Origin of the sequence: Aeromonas sp. 602396, assembly GCF_049173735.1 — a bacterium.
GTDB lineage: Bacteria > Pseudomonadota > Gammaproteobacteria > Enterobacterales > Aeromonadaceae > Aeromonas > Aeromonas veronii_A.
The window spans coordinates 1-16,322 of sequence record NZ_JAAKSD010000012.1; the positions used below are offsets into that span (position 1 = coordinate 1).

General features: G+C 57.4%; 11 protein-coding genes. 4 read left to right on the forward strand and 7 right to left on the reverse strand.

Annotated elements, in window-relative coordinates; translation table 11 throughout:
• Positions 1–517 precede the first annotated feature (517 nt).
• Positions 518–1,714, forward strand: coding sequence for an NnrS family protein (locus G5229_RS14330; protein ID WP_421209383.1), 1,197 nt, complete (start codon positions 518–520; stop codon positions 1,712–1,714).
• A 16-nt stretch (positions 1,715–1,730) separates the two neighbouring features.
• On the opposite strand, the gene G5229_RS14335 is transcribed toward G5229_RS14330, so the two are convergent.
• Entirely contained in the window at positions 1,731–2,300 is a 570-nt protein-coding gene (locus G5229_RS14335; RefSeq protein ID WP_043822550.1) for a helix-turn-helix domain-containing protein, read from the reverse strand.
• 119 nt (positions 2,301–2,419) lie between these two features.
• On the opposite strand from G5229_RS14335, the gene G5229_RS14340 reads away from it, so the two are divergent.
• Positions 2,420–3,595, forward strand: coding sequence for a benzoate/H(+) symporter BenE family transporter (locus tag G5229_RS14340; protein ID WP_421209385.1), 1,176 nt, complete (start codon positions 2,420–2,422; stop codon positions 3,593–3,595).
• Positions 3,596–3,717: 122 nt separating this feature from the next.
• Positions 3,718–4,782, forward strand: coding sequence for a DUF3103 family protein (locus tag G5229_RS14345; protein WP_219295629.1), 1,065 nt, complete (start codon positions 3,718–3,720; stop codon positions 4,780–4,782).
• 69 nt (positions 4,783–4,851) lie between these two features.
• On the opposite strand, the gene metF is transcribed toward G5229_RS14345, so the two are convergent.
• On the reverse strand, positions 4,852–5,742 hold the full coding sequence (metF, locus tag G5229_RS14350; RefSeq protein WP_421209387.1) for a methylenetetrahydrofolate reductase: 891 nt from the start codon (positions 5,740–5,742) through the stop codon (positions 4,852–4,854).
• Between the two features lie 329 nt (positions 5,743–6,071).
• Between metF and G5229_RS14355 the strand changes: the two genes are divergently transcribed.
• The gene (locus G5229_RS14355; protein WP_421209389.1) at positions 6,072–6,872 is read left to right on the forward strand and encodes a GNAT family N-acetyltransferase; all 801 of its coding nucleotides are present in this window, start codon (positions 6,072–6,074) and stop codon (positions 6,870–6,872) included.
• Positions 6,873–6,945: 73 nt separating this feature from the next.
• Here the strand turns inward: G5229_RS14355 and G5229_RS14360 are convergent, their stop codons facing one another.
• From G5229_RS14360 to uvrA, 5 genes are all read right to left on the reverse strand, one after another.
• Positions 6,946–8,424, reverse strand: a complete 1,479-nt coding sequence (locus tag G5229_RS14360; RefSeq protein ID WP_421209390.1) for an ABC transporter substrate-binding protein — start codon at positions 8,422–8,424, stop codon at positions 6,946–6,948.
• A gap of 8 nt (positions 8,425–8,432) precedes the next feature.
• Positions 8,433–10,412 carry a HAMP domain-containing methyl-accepting chemotaxis protein gene (locus G5229_RS14365; protein ID WP_164535993.1) on the reverse strand — a complete coding sequence of 660 codons (1,980 nt, stop codon included), beginning with the start codon at positions 10,410–10,412 and terminating at the stop codon, positions 8,433–8,435.
• 222 nt (positions 10,413–10,634) lie between these two features.
• Positions 10,635–11,231, reverse strand: coding sequence for an OmpW family outer membrane protein (locus tag G5229_RS14370; RefSeq protein ID WP_227342973.1), 597 nt, complete (start codon positions 11,229–11,231; stop codon positions 10,635–10,637).
• Between the two features lie 458 nt (positions 11,232–11,689).
• On the reverse strand, positions 11,690–13,366 hold the full coding sequence (locus tag G5229_RS14375; protein WP_421209392.1) for a sensor domain-containing diguanylate cyclase: 1,677 nt from the start codon (positions 13,364–13,366) through the stop codon (positions 11,690–11,692).
• 121 nt (positions 13,367–13,487) lie between these two features.
• A complete protein-coding gene (gene uvrA, locus G5229_RS14380; RefSeq protein ID WP_421209394.1) occupies positions 13,488–16,316 on the reverse strand; it encodes an excinuclease ABC subunit UvrA in 2,829 nt (942 codons plus the stop codon).
• Positions 16,317–16,322 lie beyond the last annotated feature (6 nt).

Here is a 16,322-nt window from a genome sequence, read left to right on the forward strand (position 1 = left end):
AAACTCTTCAATTTAAGTTTGGTTGCTTCGAAAAGCGGCTCAATGAATTGCTGAAATAAACTGTTCGACTTCTTATTGGTAAGAAATCGTCTTGGTCACTTCACCAGACATTGAAAATCAAAAATTGTTTTTGATGTTCGATGCTGTGAGTGCCCACACAGATTGCTTGATTCAAATTGTTAAAGAGCGTCACGCTTGTCGCGTTGAGGAGGCGCATATTACGCTTCTCACTTCGAAAGTCAAGCGATTGTTTTCGCTTTTCTTTCGGCGCCCACTTCGCTAGGAAGCTGGCTCATCAGTTCGGCGTGTTCCGCCGTGCTGGTAGGGGCGCATTATAGGGAGCCGCGCCTGGATGGCAAGGGCTTTTTCAGCAAAAAAGTTAGTTCGCTCAGATATCAAGCAACCACCTCTTTTTTTGCTCAAAATGACATCAATCCTGGCTATTGCCGGATTTAAATTGAACATTTGAAAAGCCAATTTATAATTGCCATCTCAAATGTTTAATTGGAATACCCTCATGCATCAAATCCTCGATAGCCATAAGGAAGAGCAAATCGTCCCGCTGTTCCGCCTGGGGTTCCGACCCTTCTTCTTGTTCGGTGCTCTGTTTGCTGCCGTCGGCATGTTGCTCTGGTTGGGGCAGCTCAACGGTTGGCTTACCTTGCCAGGGATTGCCAACCCGACCTGGTGGCATGGTCATGAGATGCTGTTTGGTTTCGGGGCTGCCATCGTCGCGGGTTTTCTGCTCACCGCGGTGCAGAACTGGACGGCCCATCCCGGGGTTCGGAGCTGGCCATTGGCAATGGTGGTGGGGTTGTGGATGTTGCCAAGGACCTTGTTACCCTGGCTGGGTGAAGAGAATACGCTCCTGATGGTAGCAGACCTGCTCTGGCTGCCGCTGTGCGCCTGGTTCCTTGCCAAGCCTATCTTGATAACCCGGCAATGGCGCAACCTCTTCTTCGTGCCCCTGTTGCTGATACTGACCCTGCTCAATGGCGCCAGCTGGTTATGGCAGGCCGATTGGACCACCGTTGAGCACCTATTGATCACCACTGTGCTGTTGTTTACCACCCTGATCGCCGTGATGGGTGGAAGGGTGATTCCGTTCTTCACCGCCCGAGCAACCGGTCAGGAGAAAGCTGCACCTCTACTCTGGCTGGAACGGACTGCGCTCGCGACACAGTGGCTTATCTTGCTCTGCTGGCTGCTGCTCCCCACCCAATGGGTCACCAGCATATATATAGTGCCTCTCTATATAGTGGCGGCGAGTTTGCATCTGTGGCGACAACTGCGTTGGCATCTGCCATCGACCCTTACGCATCCCCTGCTGTGGTCACTCCATCTCGCTTATCTGTTTATCCCTCTTGGCCTGTTCGCCCTTGCGGCACATAGCGCGGATCTGCCCATCACGTTGTCGATGGCCAGCCACCTGCTCAGCGCAGGCTGCATGGGGACCATGATCCTGGGCATGATTGCGCGAGTCTCCCTCGGCCATAGCGGTCGAGCCTTGCAGGTAGGACGCAGGATCACTGGCGCATTCGCCCTGGTTATCGCTGCCGCCACAATGCGGGTGGCGATTCCCCTGTTCTGGCCCACTTTTACCCTGCATGGCTGGAACCTCAGCGCGCTTGCCTGGATCGCTGCCTATGGTCTGTTTGTCTGGGTCTATACCCCGATACTGATCCGCCCCAGAGCAGATGGTCGTCCGGGTTGATGACTGCGTAACATGTTCAGGGTGTTGCCACCGGATAGTGGATCAAGTTGTGAAAAATAGCCGGGGCTATGCCGAGATTGCGATAACCGTGGGGACGGTCGGCAGCAAAACGCACCGCCTCCCCTTGCTCAAATGAGCGCCACTCCCCTTCCACCAGCACCTCCATCATGCCGCTGATGACGATGACATGCTCGGTCACTCCCGGCTCATGGGGCTCGGATTCACGCTGGTAACCCGGTAACAGGGTCAGCTCAAGCAACTCGAAACCAAACCGGTTTTCATAAGGGAAGAGCGGTGCCACTTGCATGCCCTCACCCGCAGGCTGCTGGCGAATAGCATCGGCGGTGCGATAGAGCACCTCTTCCGGCGTGGCGGGTGTGGGCTCGATGAAACTGGAAAATGAGACTCGAAAACCGGTGGCGATCTTCCACAGCGTCGCCACTGTCGGGCTGGACTCTCCCCGCTCAATCTGCCCCAGCATCGCCTTGCTGACACCCGTTTCGCGCGCGGCGGCATCCAGGCTCCAGCCGCGCTCGCTGCGCAGCCCCTTCAGTCGAGCAGCCAGATGCTGACTCATCTCTTGCATAACTGCCTCTTTATTACTCTTGCACGATGCGCCTTGTACGCTATAGCGCACGGCGATATAGTCAAAGCTGTATTGTACGTAATAACGCACAGCGCGTCACAACGCCAAGAGGAAGAGTCATGCCCTTCGCCATCCCCCATCTGGTCGCAGGATTTATCGCCGTGATGGTCGGCTACACCAGCTCCGTCATCCTGATCATCCAGGCCGCCACAGCGGCGGGTGCAGATACAGCTCAAGTCGCCTCCTGGCTCTGGACGCTGGGGATCGGCATGGGGGTGAGCTGCATCGGCCTCTCTCTCTATTACCGCATACCCATACTAACCGCCTGGTCCACACCGGGTGCGGCACTGCTGATCACCACGCTGGGCAACTTCACTCTGGCGGAAGCCATCGGCGCCTTTGTGATCTCGTCCCTGCTGATCACTCTGTGTGGCATCAGCGGCTGGTTCGACCGTTTGATGAAACATATCCCGGCTCCACTGGCCGCCGCCATGCTGGCTGGCGTGCTGCTCAAATTCGGGCTGGATCTGTTCAAGGTCGCCCCGCAAGATCCCTTGCTGCTTGGCACCCTGCTGCTGGCCTTCCTGCTGGGTCGTCATCTCTGGCCCCGCTATACCATGGTGCTGGTACTGGGAGTGGGGATGCTGATCTGCAGCGTGCGGGGGGATTTGCAAATGGGCACCCTTCACTGGCAACTCGCCAGCCCGGTCTGGACATGGCCAGCCTTCTCCCTTGATGCTCTGTTTGGTATCGCGCTGCCGCTGTTCATTGTCACCATGACATCGCAAAACATGCCGGGAATTGCCATCTTGCGGGCCCACGGCTATCAGCCTTCCACCTCCTCGCTGATCAGCTGGACTGGCCTGACTGGCCTGCTGCTCGCCCCTTTTGGCGGCTATGCCTTCAATCTGGCCGCCATCACTGCGGCCATCTGCATGGGGAAAGAGGTGGATCCGGATGCCAACCGGCGCTGGCCCGCGGCAGTGTGGGCTGGCTGCTTCTATCTGCTGACCGGCTGTTTCGGGGCCACGGTGGCGGCGCTGTTCACGGCCTTCCCGGCGATACTGGTGACCTGTGTCGCAGGGCTAGCCCTGCTCGGCACCATCGGCAGCAGCCTGCACTCGGCCTTGCAAGAGGATGAAGCGCGAGAAGCTGCGCTGCTCACCTTTATCATTACCGCGTCCGGGATCAGCCTGCTCGGCATCGCGGCAGCCTGCTGGGGTCTGCTGATTGGTCTGGCTATCTATCAGTTCCAATTATATCGACAAAGGAATCAATTGAACCTCAAACCGTGAACCTCTGCACACTATCCAGATAAAATGATTCACAAGTGAAACTAATTTCCTTCTAGTGGCGTCAGGGCACCAATCTTCCCGGACATGGTGCCCTGTCAGGTTCCATGCAACGGAGTATAAAAATGAAAAATCAGGCTGTCTTGTTACTACTGGCCATACTGGGTGCTACGAGCGTCCAGGCTGCCGATACGGATCGAGAGCTGGCTCGCCAGCTCGCACTTCAGCAGAAAAACCTGCTGCCCCTGCTGAGCAATCAGCAATACCAGAGCCCGCTTCCCAACCTGCTGCAGAAGGCCAGCCCGCGCCTTAAACGGCAGGCGAGCGATGCCAACCAGGCAGCCATCAGCCGGCAAGGACTGGATGGCGAGGTCAAGCAACTGATGCAGTTGAGGCTGGCCAACACCGATCAGGCCACAGCACTGCAGCAGGGCGTCGAACCGCTGGTCGCCTATGTTCCAAGTGGGGATGAGAAGAGCTGGAGCGCCATTGAAGCGTTCGATAGTGCTGGCAATCCCGTCTATCTGGATGTGGACAAGGCTCCGGCCCGGCCGGTTCTGGTAGTCGAAGCCGATCCCGTCAAAGCCAAAAACGCAGGCTTGAAGGTGATGCGCAAGGCGCTGGCCGATGCGGACCTGCAAAGCGCCCCGCGAGTAACGGCCAGCACAGTGCCACTCAAGACCAGTATCCTGAAAAAGATCAGGCTGAAGGATGATCAGGAGCCCTGGCTGCTCGGCGCAGCCGAAGTGTATGCTGTGGTCGCAGGGGTTAATCCCAGCCGGGATGAACCAGTGGTCGATATTGTCGACATGCCCTACCTCGACTATGACAACACAGACTACACCCCCAACCAGATCCTGGTTTACTGGGATCGCTATCGCTGGGGTGCCGTCGATGTGGTGATGATGGAGCAGGATGACAACGTCAACTATAAGGAGCTGAGCGCCCTGCTGATTGAAGCTCTCAAACTCGGCTTTACTGCGGGTGGCGTGCCGGAAGCCCTGCCCTTCCTCGATCTCGGCGGTCGCATCGTCAAGGCACTGCCCGACTCCTGGATGACCAACAACGACGACTATCTGGATACCTTCTACACACTGGAGCAGGATCAGGTCTATCGCCAGTATCCGGGGGCTGCCGGTAATGCGGTTATCGATCTTGAGCCAAAAGAGATCGCCCCGACCAGACCTTGATAATCGGCCATAACGAAAAAGCCAATGAGCAACTCATTGGCTTTTTGCTTTTATCGCGGTGACCACCGGTCAACCCTTGGGACGAACCCCCAGAGTATGGCAGATGGCATAAGTCAGCTCGGAGCGGTTCAGGGTATAGAAGTGGAAATCCTTCACCCCTTCCTGACTCAGCACGCGCACCTGATCGATGGCGATGCTAGCCCCCACCAGATTGCGAGTCATCTGATCGTTATCCAACCCCTCGAAACGCTGATGTATCCAGCGCGGGATCTTCACGTTGGTAAAACCGGCAAACTTGGCCAGGGTCTGATAGTTGGAGACCGGCAGGATCCCCGGCACGATTTCAGCATCAATACCGATGGCGGCGCAGCGATCCCGAAAGCGCAAATACGTTTCCACATCGAAGAAGAACTGAGTGATGGCGCGGTTGGCACCGGCATCAATCTTGCGCTTGAGGTTGAGCAGGTCGGATTGCGCACTCTTGGCCTCCGGGTGCCCTTCCGGATAGGCGGCAACCGAGATATCGAAGTCCGCCTCTGACTTGAGCAGAGCAACCAGATCGGTGGCATACATATCCGGCTTCTCCAGCCCCTGCGGCAAATCACCGCGCAAAGCCACGATGTGACGAATACCGCTGTTCCAGTAGTCGCGGGCGATGGTGCGCAGCTCGTCGCGACTGGCATCGATACAGGTCAGGTGCGGCGCGGCAATCAGGCCGGTCCGCTCCTTGATGTCCTTGATCACCTTGTGGGTGCGATCACGGGTGCCGGAGTTGGCACCATAGGTGACGGAGACGAACTTGGGTTCCAGCACTTTCAGCCGTTCGATGGACTGCCAGAGGGTATTCTCCATCCCTTCACTATTGGGCGGAAAAAACTCGAAACTGACCGATATATCGCCATTCAAATCTGCCAAGCTCTGGTTGAGCGCCTCAACCTGACGTGCACTGTGAAATCCCATATGTTCTTCTCCCTGTCCTGCAATCCATCTGCCTACGTCAAAACGGATGTTTGGACGTCTAAACGTCTTTATATTTATGAGTAAAACGACACAAAGTCAACAGGGATTTACCTCACATCCGATCTGACGAACTTCATAATTACAAAATTAACGGTACGTAACCGAAAAGTGCCCATCCCAAAATTGCCCCAGTCGAGTTATGATGGGGTCAGATCGTCCTGGACGTTCTGAATCTGCGTGTGATTGTTTGGCCGGAGGTTTCTCCGGCCCCTTTTCATCTATTTCCCACTCCTGCCGATAACAGAATGAGTCTTTGCAGGAGCACCATCATGGATACCCACCCCGGCTTTGCCACCGACTTGCTGTTCGATCGCTATCAGGGCGAGGTTGTTCAGCACGATCAGTTCTGGGCGGTTCGCACGCCGGATGCTCCCGACTACTACTTCGACAACTACCTGCTACTCCCCAACCCACCCAGCGACCGTGACAAAGGCTGGCTGGAAGCCACATTTGATCAGCTGATCGGCCAGGATCCTCGAGTGCGCCACCGCACCTTCCAATGGCCGCTGGCCGCCGGGCAAAACAGCCGGATCGCCGGTTTTGTCGCAACGGGATACCAATATATGGAGTGCGTGGTACTGGCGCTGGATGAACAGAGCTGCCCACCTCCTCACGACGACATGAACAAGGTTGAGGCACGCACCTTCACTACTGCTGATTGGCCTGAGTGGCTCGACTTCGAACTCAATGAACGGGATGAGGGACACTCGGAACAGAGCTATCTCCCCTATCTGCGATCCCGCCAGGCGCTCTATCAGGCCATGATTGCCGATGGTCTCGGGGACTGGTGGGGGATCTGGAAAGAGGAACAACTGGTCGCCAGCTGTGGCCTCTTCTTTTGCGGCACACTTGGGCGCTTCCAGTTGGTACGCACGCACCATGCGTGGCGCAATCAGGGGTTATGCCGCCAGCTGCTGAGTCAAGTGGCTCGCGCAGGATTATCCCGTGCCAAACAGCTGATCATAGTGGCTGACGAGCATTACCATGCCCAGCGCATTTACCGCTCTCTGGGGTTTGCCCCGGTTGCCCGCATCGGCAGCCTCTGCCGCTGGCCCCACGAAGCACAATAAAGCGATACATGCTGGCCGCGAGCCATAAAAAAACGGGAGGCTGATGCCTCCCGTTTTTATTGATGCAGATGACCTATTGCTGTGGCTGCTGTGGCTGCTGTGGCGCCTCCAGCTCGTTGGAGAGCGCCTGCTCCACCTCATCCGACGGCGCCGGTAATGGGGCAGCGGCCGCTGATGCGGGTTCTGCGGGAGTCACAGCTGGTGCCACCACGGCCGGTGTTTCACTGGTCGCGGGGGCTGCTGACACCTCAGCTGTCGGTGTTGAAACCGAGGCAGGGGCAACCGTATCACACTGACAATCCGCGCTCTTGGCCTTATTGCCCTGATGAGGGGCATACCACCCCTTCAAACCACTTTCCAGTCGATCCGCGGCAGCTTTGGGCTCCATCTTGCCAAGCAGCACAGCCTGACTCACCTCTGCCAGTTCATCCCCCAACTTGGGCGTACCACGGGAGAGGATCTGGGTCGCCACCCGAATGGTGGAGTCACACTGATCGCGCCACTCCATCATCTCTTTGGCCGCCGGATTGGTGACATCGAAGAAGTGGTTGGAGAGGGAGAAGAATCCCGGCAGCGAGTTGGTATAGAGCTCGGCAAATTGCGGCGTCGTCAGCCACTGCAGGAAGGCCATTGCCCCCTCTTTGTTCTTGCTGGCCGGGTTCATCCCCATACCGATATCGGTGTGGTCGGTAAAGAAACAGCCATCACCCTGTTTGGCCACCGGCGGACGCATGACGCCAAAATCGACCTTGCCGGTGAAGGGGGCAATCTCCCAGGAGCCCGCCACGTAGAAGCCGGCCTTGCCCGAGGTGAACAGCTCGTTACTGGTCGCATAATCGCGGCTCTCGCCACCTTCACCGAGGTAGGAGCGCCAGCGCGCCAGCTCATCGAACACCTTCACATATTGCGGGTTGTCCAACCGCTCCTGCCCGCCGATCAGTGCCAGACGGCCGTCCTCTCCCTTCCAGTAGTTGGGACCAATGTTCTGGAACCCCAGCTCGGAGGCAACCCAACTCTCGGAACCGCTCATGGCCAGCGGCACATAGCGACCGTCGGCCTTGATCTTGTCCAGCACGGCAAAGAACTGATCGCGGGTTTGCGGCAAGGTGAGCCCCAACTCACTGAAGATCTTCTTGTTATAGAAGAAGCCATGAATCACCGAGGCCATGGGTACGCAGAAGGTCTGGGCACCGGAGTCAGTCTGCCAGGGTGACTGGGCAAAACTCGGGAAGTTCTCCATCCCTGCCATTTCGGTAAGCTCGGCCAGATGGCCCGCCTTGAACAGGGCGAGCGAGTCATCAAACGGACGACAGGTAATGAGATCCCCCGCCTTACCGCCTTTCAGGCTCTCCCACAGGGTGGGCATGTAGTTGACGTTCTGCACCGGATGAAAACTCACCTTGATGCCGGGATGCGCCGCTTCAAACGCCGGGATAATCTTCTGCTCCCACAACGCCTTGTCATCGGTTCGCCAGCTTTCAATCACCAGCTCGCTGGCCATCAGCTGGCCACACAACAGGAGACTCAGGGCTCCAATCCACTTTTTAGACATAAGCCCTCCTAGACCTTGAAATGTGCGATCAATTGCTGCTGTTTGGCGACCAGGTCGGCCAGCACTTCGCTGCTACTGGCGGATTCGCGCGCCTCGCGCTCAGTCTCGTATGCCACATCGGCAATACCGGCGATATGACGAGCGACCCCCTGACTGACGGAGATCTGCTCCTGAGCGGCATGGGCCACCTGATCCGCCATCGACTTGATGGCCCCCATCCGATCGGCAATGGATTGCAGCGCCACATCCATCTCGCGAGTCTGCTCGACACAGCTCTGGGTCTGCTCCTGGCTACGCCCCATCACTTCAACCACATGCTTGCTGGAGCTCTGCAGGTTCTCAATCATCCCCTGGATCTCTTCGGTCGAGGTCTGGGTGCGATTGGCCAGCGCCCGTACCTCATCGGCCACCACCGCAAAACCGCGACCGGCATCGCCAGCACGAGCCGCTTCGATGGCAGCGTTCAACGCCAGCAGGTTGGTCTGCTCGGCAATGCTGCGGATCACATCGAGAATGCTGCCGATGTTGTTGCTGAATTCCCCAAGTTTGTAGGTGATCCCGACCGCCTCTTCCATGGCGCCAGCCAGCTGCTCGGTGATCCGGCGAGTGGTGGCCACTTTCTGGCGACCATTACGCGCCTCTTCATCGGCCAGATCCACTTCCCGCTTGGTGCCATCGGTAGAGCGGGCCACCTCGGTGGCGCTCACTTCCAGCTCGGTAATGGCGGCGGCCACCTGATCGGTCTGGCTCTTCTGCTCTTGTACCCGGGACATGGCCCGTTCGCTGATCTCGGCGGCCCGGCTCGCCTCATCCACCAGATGGCGGGAGCCCGCATTGATTTGAGAGAGTAGTTCACCGGTCTTGCCCGCCAGCGTATCGATAGAGCGGGAAAGGCTGCCAAATTCACAACTGCTGCGGTAGTTGATGCGGCGGGTCATGTCACCGGCCGCCATGTAATCGAGCTCCTTGTTGATCATCTGCAACGGGCGCTGAATGCTGCGCGCAGTGGTATAGCCGATCACCAGCGCCGCAGCGGCCGACATCGCGGCAACCACCAGGATCCAGAAGCTGGCACTGCTGACCGCCGCATCGGCGTTGATCCGGCTGTCGCTGGCGATGGCACCGGCGGACTTGCCCATCTCATCGAGCAAATTGAGGCTGTTGACCAGACTGGCATCCAGCTGCTGATTTTGCGTGGCCAGCGACAGCGCCAGTTGCTGAGCCTGACGCATGGTTGCCAGCAAGCCCTGAGCGCCGAGCGCCAACTCCTGCATCCGATCCAGATTGGAGACAAAGCGCGCTTTCACATCATCGGGCACCACTACCCGCTCCAACCGCTTGCGGGCCATCTCGATATCCTTGCTGAGTACCTTTTCCAGCTCATTTAGGTCGGTTTTGGCATCGGCACGGCGGATATTCTTCAGATCGCGGGCGATACCCGAGGTAATAAGCTCCGCCTTGTTGCGCATGGAGCGCTTGCTGGCGGTCTGTTGCAGCAGCAGATCCGCCGCCCACTGGTAGGTATCCTCAAGGCGGATAAATTCCATCTCCAGCTTGTGGCGCTGATCCAGCGCACTGACCCACTGCCGATGCTGGGCCAACACCTGATCCGCCAAGCCATAAAATTGGGTGGTAGCACTCTCAACCTGCTGGAAGCGGACACGAGCATCCGCTACGTCGGTAAATTTACCCATCTCCTGACTCAGCTGGGCGAAGCGGTTCTGCTGCTCCTTGAACTGATTGGCCAGCTGCGGCAACTGGGCGGCATCTTCACTGGTGCGGTAGACCAGCACCCAGCGGTTACTATCCTGCAGTGCCCCCTTTAGACCTGCGACAGCCACTACCAGCGGGGTTGCCCGGTCAGATACGGCAGAGAGGCCGTCATTTATACCCTTGATTTTAAAGGTACTGATCACACCAAGCAGGATCAGCAACAGCAGCATCAACACGAATCCGGCGATGATCCGCTGCACAATAGATAAGCCCATGGAGACATCCTCACTCATTGGGGGAAGGTAAAGTGAACATAGTCACTATCGGCAAGGGTGGCGAATAACTGAAATAAAGCGACAGGGATTTAATTGATTTGTATCGGGTTGGATCACAGTCCAGACAAAATCAGCAATACGAAAAAAGCCCGGCAAAAGCCGGGCTGAAAGAGACGTACTTTGCTATCTTCCGCGATCCGTTCAGAACCGCAGTCAGAATCATTAGAAGCGGTAGCCAACACCCACCATAAAGGCCATCGGGTCGACCTTGGTATTAATGGTGCCAATCGCAGTATGCACATCGGTATCGATATCCATGATCCAGGCTGAACCGTTGACAAACCAGCGGTCAGTGATCGCCATATCGATACCAACTTGTCCGGCAACCCCCCAGGAGTCATCGACTTTGACATCGGTTCCTGACAGTGCACCACGACCCTCTTCATCAAAGAAGGTGGTGTAGTTCACGCCAATACCGACATACGGGCGAACCTTGCTTTGAGCATCGCCAAAATAGTACTGACCCATCAGAGTCGGCGGCAAATGCTTGATCTTGGCAACTTCAGCGCCACCCAGTTTGACTGAATGAGAGAAGGGGGTTGCAGCCAGCAATTCGACACCCCAGTTATCAGTAATCATGTAAGAGAGAGTCAATCCCAATTGCATGTTGTCATTAATTTCCAGCTCTACAGGCGTGCTGCTTTCCTGCGGCGATACAAATGCCAAACCACCACGAACCAGAATGTCGCCAGCCTGATGGGCCATGGCGAAAGGAGAGGCCACTGCAGCGGCAATCATCAGAGGAAGTAATTTTTTCATCACGTAATCCCTTTTTTTGTTTTCATTTGATGCTGTAAGCCCGCTGACTATATGCCCTTGTAAATGCAAAGTTATTGACTTGAAGCAAAGGTTGCGCGGAAATAAATCGATTGGTGTGACATCTTTGCGCGCCATCCCAATCTCCTTGAGCCCCCAGACAACAAGCCGGAATACCTGTTGCGACAGGTTGTAACTAACCCCATTCAGCGCCAAAACAAGCAAGCAAACCACACCTTATCGCTCGGCAGAGTGGCTATTAATTGTTGTTAATATGGGCAAACCAGCGTATTTTTTGCGCCATGCAAGTTACTGGGAAGTAATGGTTTATTTATGAAAAATGAGTCGAAATGGCAAAAGGTGGGGGCCTTTCTCGCGGCCGTTTGGGGGATCGGATCCTTTCTCTTTATCCTGCTCGGTTTTATTGTCGCCCTAGCCTATCTGGTATTGGTCCGGCAGGGCTAATCCGGGCTGACAGTATGTTGCAACGCAAGACTATTCCCTTCGACAAGTTGCTCCGGGGTCTGTTCCATCACCTCCCGAACAGACAGAGTGCCCGAATAGCCACAGCATCGATTACGGCCCCTCAGTTTTGCCTGATAGAGCGCCAGGTCGGCCAGCTTGAAACTGTGGCTCCAGAAGGTATCGGGGCACGCCGGATGCAGAGGATACCGACAATATCCCGATGAAACCGTTAACCATAGCGGCCTCTCCTCCGAACCGAAACGGTGCTGAACAACACGAAGCCTCAGATAATCGGCACGCTGTACCAACTCTTGCTCATTATCCACCTGCAACAGGAGTAAAAACTCCTCCCCTCCCAACCGGATAACGGGCTCGGCGTCACTCACCACCAGCTTGTGCAGCAGTTCTGCCAGCTGCTGCAACACCAGATCACCCATATCATGACCAAATCGGTCGTTGATCCGTTTGAAATGATCGAGATCGAGCAGCAACAGCTGACAAGGGCGGGCCCAATTGTCTTGCAACCAGCTATCCAGATAGCGACGATTGAAACAACGGGTCAAGGGGTCGGTGAATGCAGCCATCTCCATCTGGCTGGATTTTTCCAACAAATCATCGTGTTGCTGACTGACCTTGCTGGCCATCTCCTTGAACTTGCCGCTCAAGGTCGCCATCTCGGCGCTGCTGTCGATATAGGGGATCAAGGTGGCATCTGGCCGATCGCCAAAGCGTTGCAGCGCCGACACCAGCTGCTGCAACGGGGTAAGCACAATGCTGTTGAGCCGGTACATGGCGATCATGACGCAGATAAAACTGATAAAAAGCATACCAATAAAGGTCCAGAGCGCCCCCTCCATGACGCCACTCAAGATCTTTCTCTCCTCCTCAATCACCAGAGTCAGCACCGGCTGGTTATCGCTGTTGAGCAGTCGCACCTCCCCCCTAAGCCGGGTGAGCCCAAGGTCGATCAGGCGATACGTTATTTGCGGTTTCAGTTTTTTGAAGGTAGCGGTGACATCCAGATTGGCGTGGGAGATCGCCAGAGGCAGCGCGGTACGCTCCGATACCTGCTCGAGATAGGCCTTGTCGAGCCAACGTACAACCAGCAAGAAACCGTTGAACGGTGCCGACTCGTCACTGTTTCTGATCGGCTGCCACGAGTACATCAGCGGCCCCCACTGGGAAGCACGGATCCCGTGCAGATTGATGCCCCCTTGTGCCACCGAGCGCGCCCTTAACTGCTTTTTCAGCTCATCAAGGAAGTAGGGAAACTGGTCCGGATTGATCCCCGGCGCATCGGGTAGCAGGGTGCGCGTCCAGATTTCGTAGCCGGTGAGATCCATGAAGCTCATCAGGTTGAGACTAAAATCCCGCATCGGCATATCACTGAACAGGTTGGATTCGATGTACGCCCTGCTTTTGTTGTTCATAAAACGGTGACTGTCATCCCAGATGCCCCAATCCCGACTGAATGCATCCAGAGCGGCCACATCCGCCTGCACCGCCTTGGTCACGCGCAGCAGATGCTCCTTCATTCGCTGCTCTTCAATCCGGCTGGCAGACGGGATCTGGGCCCACGCCAGCAGGACCAGCAATAGCAGGATCGCCCCCAGCCAGATGGGGAACATGGAGTAAGCCAACTGATGATCAATCGTGCGCGGAGCCTGAGCCATAACCCGATATATCCATTACCATGATGCTGAGATGCCAAGCCTGCCCACACTTGACGAGCTTCCCCCTATGCTCCCGATTTATATAACAAAAAGGGGCCAAAGGCCCCTCGATTATAACGGCTTATCGCGCCAATAGTGGCCGCAAAAAACGAGCTGTATGAGACTCTTTATTGGTGCAAATCTCTTCCGGCGTCCCCGTCACCAGAATGCGGCCACCACCGGCGCCTCCCTCCGGTCCCAGATCGACGATCCAGTCAGCAGTTTTGATGACATCCAGATTGTGCTCGATGATGACGATGGTGTTGCCGCGATCCCGCAACTGGTGCAGTACCTTGAGTAGTTGCTGGATGTCGTGGAAGTGCAGGCCGGTGGTCGGCTCGTCCAGAATATAGAGGGTCTGGCCGGTATCCCGCTTGGAGAGCTCCCGCGCCAGCTTGACCCGCTGCGCCTCACCGCCCGACAAGGTAGTAGCAGACTGGCCGAGACGGATATAGGAGAGGCCCACGTCCATCAGGGTCTGCAGCTTGCGCGCCACCGCCGGCACCGGATCGAAGAACTCGCGGGCATCTTCCACCGTCATCTCGAGGATTTCGTGGATGTTCTTGCCCTTGTATTTCACCTCCAGGGTCTCGCGGTTATATCGCTTGCCCTTGCAGACATCGCACGGCACGTAGACGTCCGGCAGGAAGTGCATCTCCACCTTGATGACGCCATCCCCCTGGCACGCCTCGCAGCGGCCCCCCTTCACGTTGAAAGAGAAACGGCCCGGCTGGTAGCCGCGTGAACGCGCCTCCTGGGTGCCGGAGAGCAGCTCGCGGATCGGGGTAAACAGGCCGGTGTAGGTGGCCGGGTTGGAGCGTGGGGTACGGCCGATGGGGCTCTGGTCGATATCCACCACCTTGTCCAGATGCTCCAGCCCCTCGACGCTGCGATAGGGTGCCGGGGTGGACTCGGTCGCCTTGTTGAGCTCGCGATGAGCGATACGGAACAGGGTGTCGTTGATCAGGGTCGACTTGCCGGAGCCGGAGACGCCGGTAACACAGGTCATCACTCCGATCGGCAGATCCAGGTTAACGTTGCGCAGGTTGTTGCCGCTCGCCCCCTTGAGTTTCAGCCACTTGCCGGTAAGCGGCGTGCGCTCGGCCGGAATGGCGATCTGCTTGCGGCCGGAGAGGTAGTCACCGGTCAGCGACTCCGGATTGTCGATGATCTGCTGGGGGGTGCCCTGCGCAACAATTTCGCCGCCATGCACACCCGCCCCCGGGCCGATATCCAGCACATGGTCGGCGAGGCGAATGGCATCCTCGTCGTGCTCCACCACGATCACGGTATTGCCCAGATCGCGCAGATGGGTGAGGGTCTTGAGCAACCGCTCGTTGTCGCGCTGATGCAGACCGATGGAAGGCTCATCCAGCACGTACATCACCCCCACCAAACCGGCACCAATCTGGCTCGCCAGTCGAATGCGCTGCGCTTCACCACCGGAGAGGGTCTCGGCGCTGCGCGACAGGCTCAGGTAGTTGAGACCCACATTCACCAGGAAGCCAAGCCGCTCGACGATCTCTTTCAAGATCTTCTCGGCAATCTGGGCGCGCTGGCCGGTGAGGTTCAACCCTTCGAAGAAGGCCAGTGCATCGCCAATGGACTGCTCGGCGATGGCCGGCAGGTTGCGGTTATCGACGAAGACGTGGCGCGCCTCCTCCCGCAGTCGGCTACCACCGCAGCTGGTACAGGATTTGTTGGCTATGTACTTGGAGAGCTCTTCGCGTACCGAGTTGGACTCGGTTTCCCGGTAGCGCCGCTCCATGTTGTGCAGGATCCCCTCGAACGGGTGCTTGCGCACCACCACGTCGCCGCGGTCGTTCATGTAGCGGAACTCGATCTCGGTGCGACCGGAGCCGCGCAGGATCACCTCCTGGGTCTTGACCGGCAGATCCTCCCACGGCGTCTCCAGATCGAACTTGTAGTGCTCGGAGAGGGATTTCAGCATCTGGAAGTAGTAGAAGCTGCGCTTGTCCCAGCCACGGATGGCGCCGTTAGCCAGGCTGATGGCCGGATCGCCGATCACCTTGGCCGGATCGAAATATTGCTGCACCCCAAGACCGTCACAAGTCGGGCAGGCTCCGGCCGGGTTGTTGAAAGAGAAGATGCGCGGTTCCAGCTCCGACATGGAGTAGCCGCACTCCGGGCAGGCGAAGTTGGCGGAGAAGGTCATGGGGGTGACGCCCTCCTCCCCGTCCATCGGCACTACCAACACGATACCACCGGAGAGGGTCAGCGCCGTCTCGAACGACTCGGCCAGACGCAAGGCAAGGTCCTCGCGCACCTTGAAGCGATCCACCACCACCTCGATGGTGTGCTTCTTGTGCAGCTCCAGAGTCGGAGGATCGGAGAGGTCGCACACCTCGCCGTCGATACGGGCACGGATGTAGCCCTGGGCCGCCAGATTCTCCAGCAGCTTGGTGTGCTCCCCCTTGCGATCGCGCACCACCGGAGCCAGCAGCATCAGCTTGCTCCCCTCCGGTTGGGCCAGCACCTGATCCACCATCTGGCTGATGGTCTGGGCGGCGAGCGGAATGGCGTGAGTCGGGCAGCGCGGCTCACCAACCCGGGCGAACAGCAGACGCAGGTAGTCGTAGATCTCGGTGATGGTGCCGACGGTCGAGCGCGGGTTATGGGAAGTGGACTTCTGCTCGATGGAAATGGCGGGCGAAAGCCCCTCGATATGGTCGACGTCCGGCTTCTCCATCAGGGAGAGGAACTGGCGAGCATAGGCGGAGAGGGACTCCACATAGCGGCGCTGCCCCTCGGCATAGAGGGTATCGAACGCCAGAGAGGATTTGCCCGAGCCGGAGAGGCCGGTGACCACGATCAGCTTGTCGCGGGGCAGGGTCAGATTGATGTTCTTGAGGTTGTGGGTGCGAGCACCCCGGACCACGATCTTTTCCATCTTGTT

Excerpts from the sequence above, each read along its gene's own strand:
- G5229_RS14340 (WP_421209385.1), top strand. The coding sequence starts at position 2,420 with ATGCCCTTCGCCATCCCCCATCTGGTCGCAGGATTTATCGCCGTGATG.
- metF (WP_421209387.1), bottom strand. The coding sequence starts at position 5,742 with ATGGGATTTCACAGTGCACGTCAGGTTGAGGCGCTCAACCAGAGCTTG.
- G5229_RS14330 (WP_421209383.1), top strand. The coding sequence starts at position 518 with ATGCATCAAATCCTCGATAGCCATAAGGAAGAGCAAATCGTCCCGCTG.
- uvrA (WP_421209394.1), bottom strand. The coding sequence starts at position 16,316 with ATGGAAAAGATCGTGGTCCGGGGTGCTCGCACCCACAACCTCAAGAAC.
- G5229_RS14370 (WP_227342973.1), bottom strand. The coding sequence starts at position 11,231 with ATGAAAAAATTACTTCCTCTGATGATTGCCGCTGCAGTGGCCTCTCCT.
- G5229_RS14360 (WP_421209390.1), bottom strand. The coding sequence starts at position 8,424 with ATGTCTAAAAAGTGGATTGGAGCCCTGAGTCTCCTGTTGTGTGGCCAG.
- G5229_RS14335 (WP_043822550.1), bottom strand. The coding sequence starts at position 2,300 with ATGCAAGAGATGAGTCAGCATCTGGCTGCTCGACTGAAGGGGCTGCGC.
- G5229_RS14365 (WP_164535993.1), bottom strand. The coding sequence starts at position 10,412 with ATGGGCTTATCTATTGTGCAGCGGATCATCGCCGGATTCGTGTTGATG.
- G5229_RS14355 (WP_421209389.1), top strand. The coding sequence starts at position 6,072 with ATGGATACCCACCCCGGCTTTGCCACCGACTTGCTGTTCGATCGCTAT.
- G5229_RS14375 (WP_421209392.1), bottom strand. The coding sequence starts at position 13,366 with ATGGCTCAGGCTCCGCGCACGATTGATCATCAGTTGGCTTACTCCATG.
- G5229_RS14345 (WP_219295629.1), top strand. The coding sequence starts at position 3,718 with ATGAAAAATCAGGCTGTCTTGTTACTACTGGCCATACTGGGTGCTACG.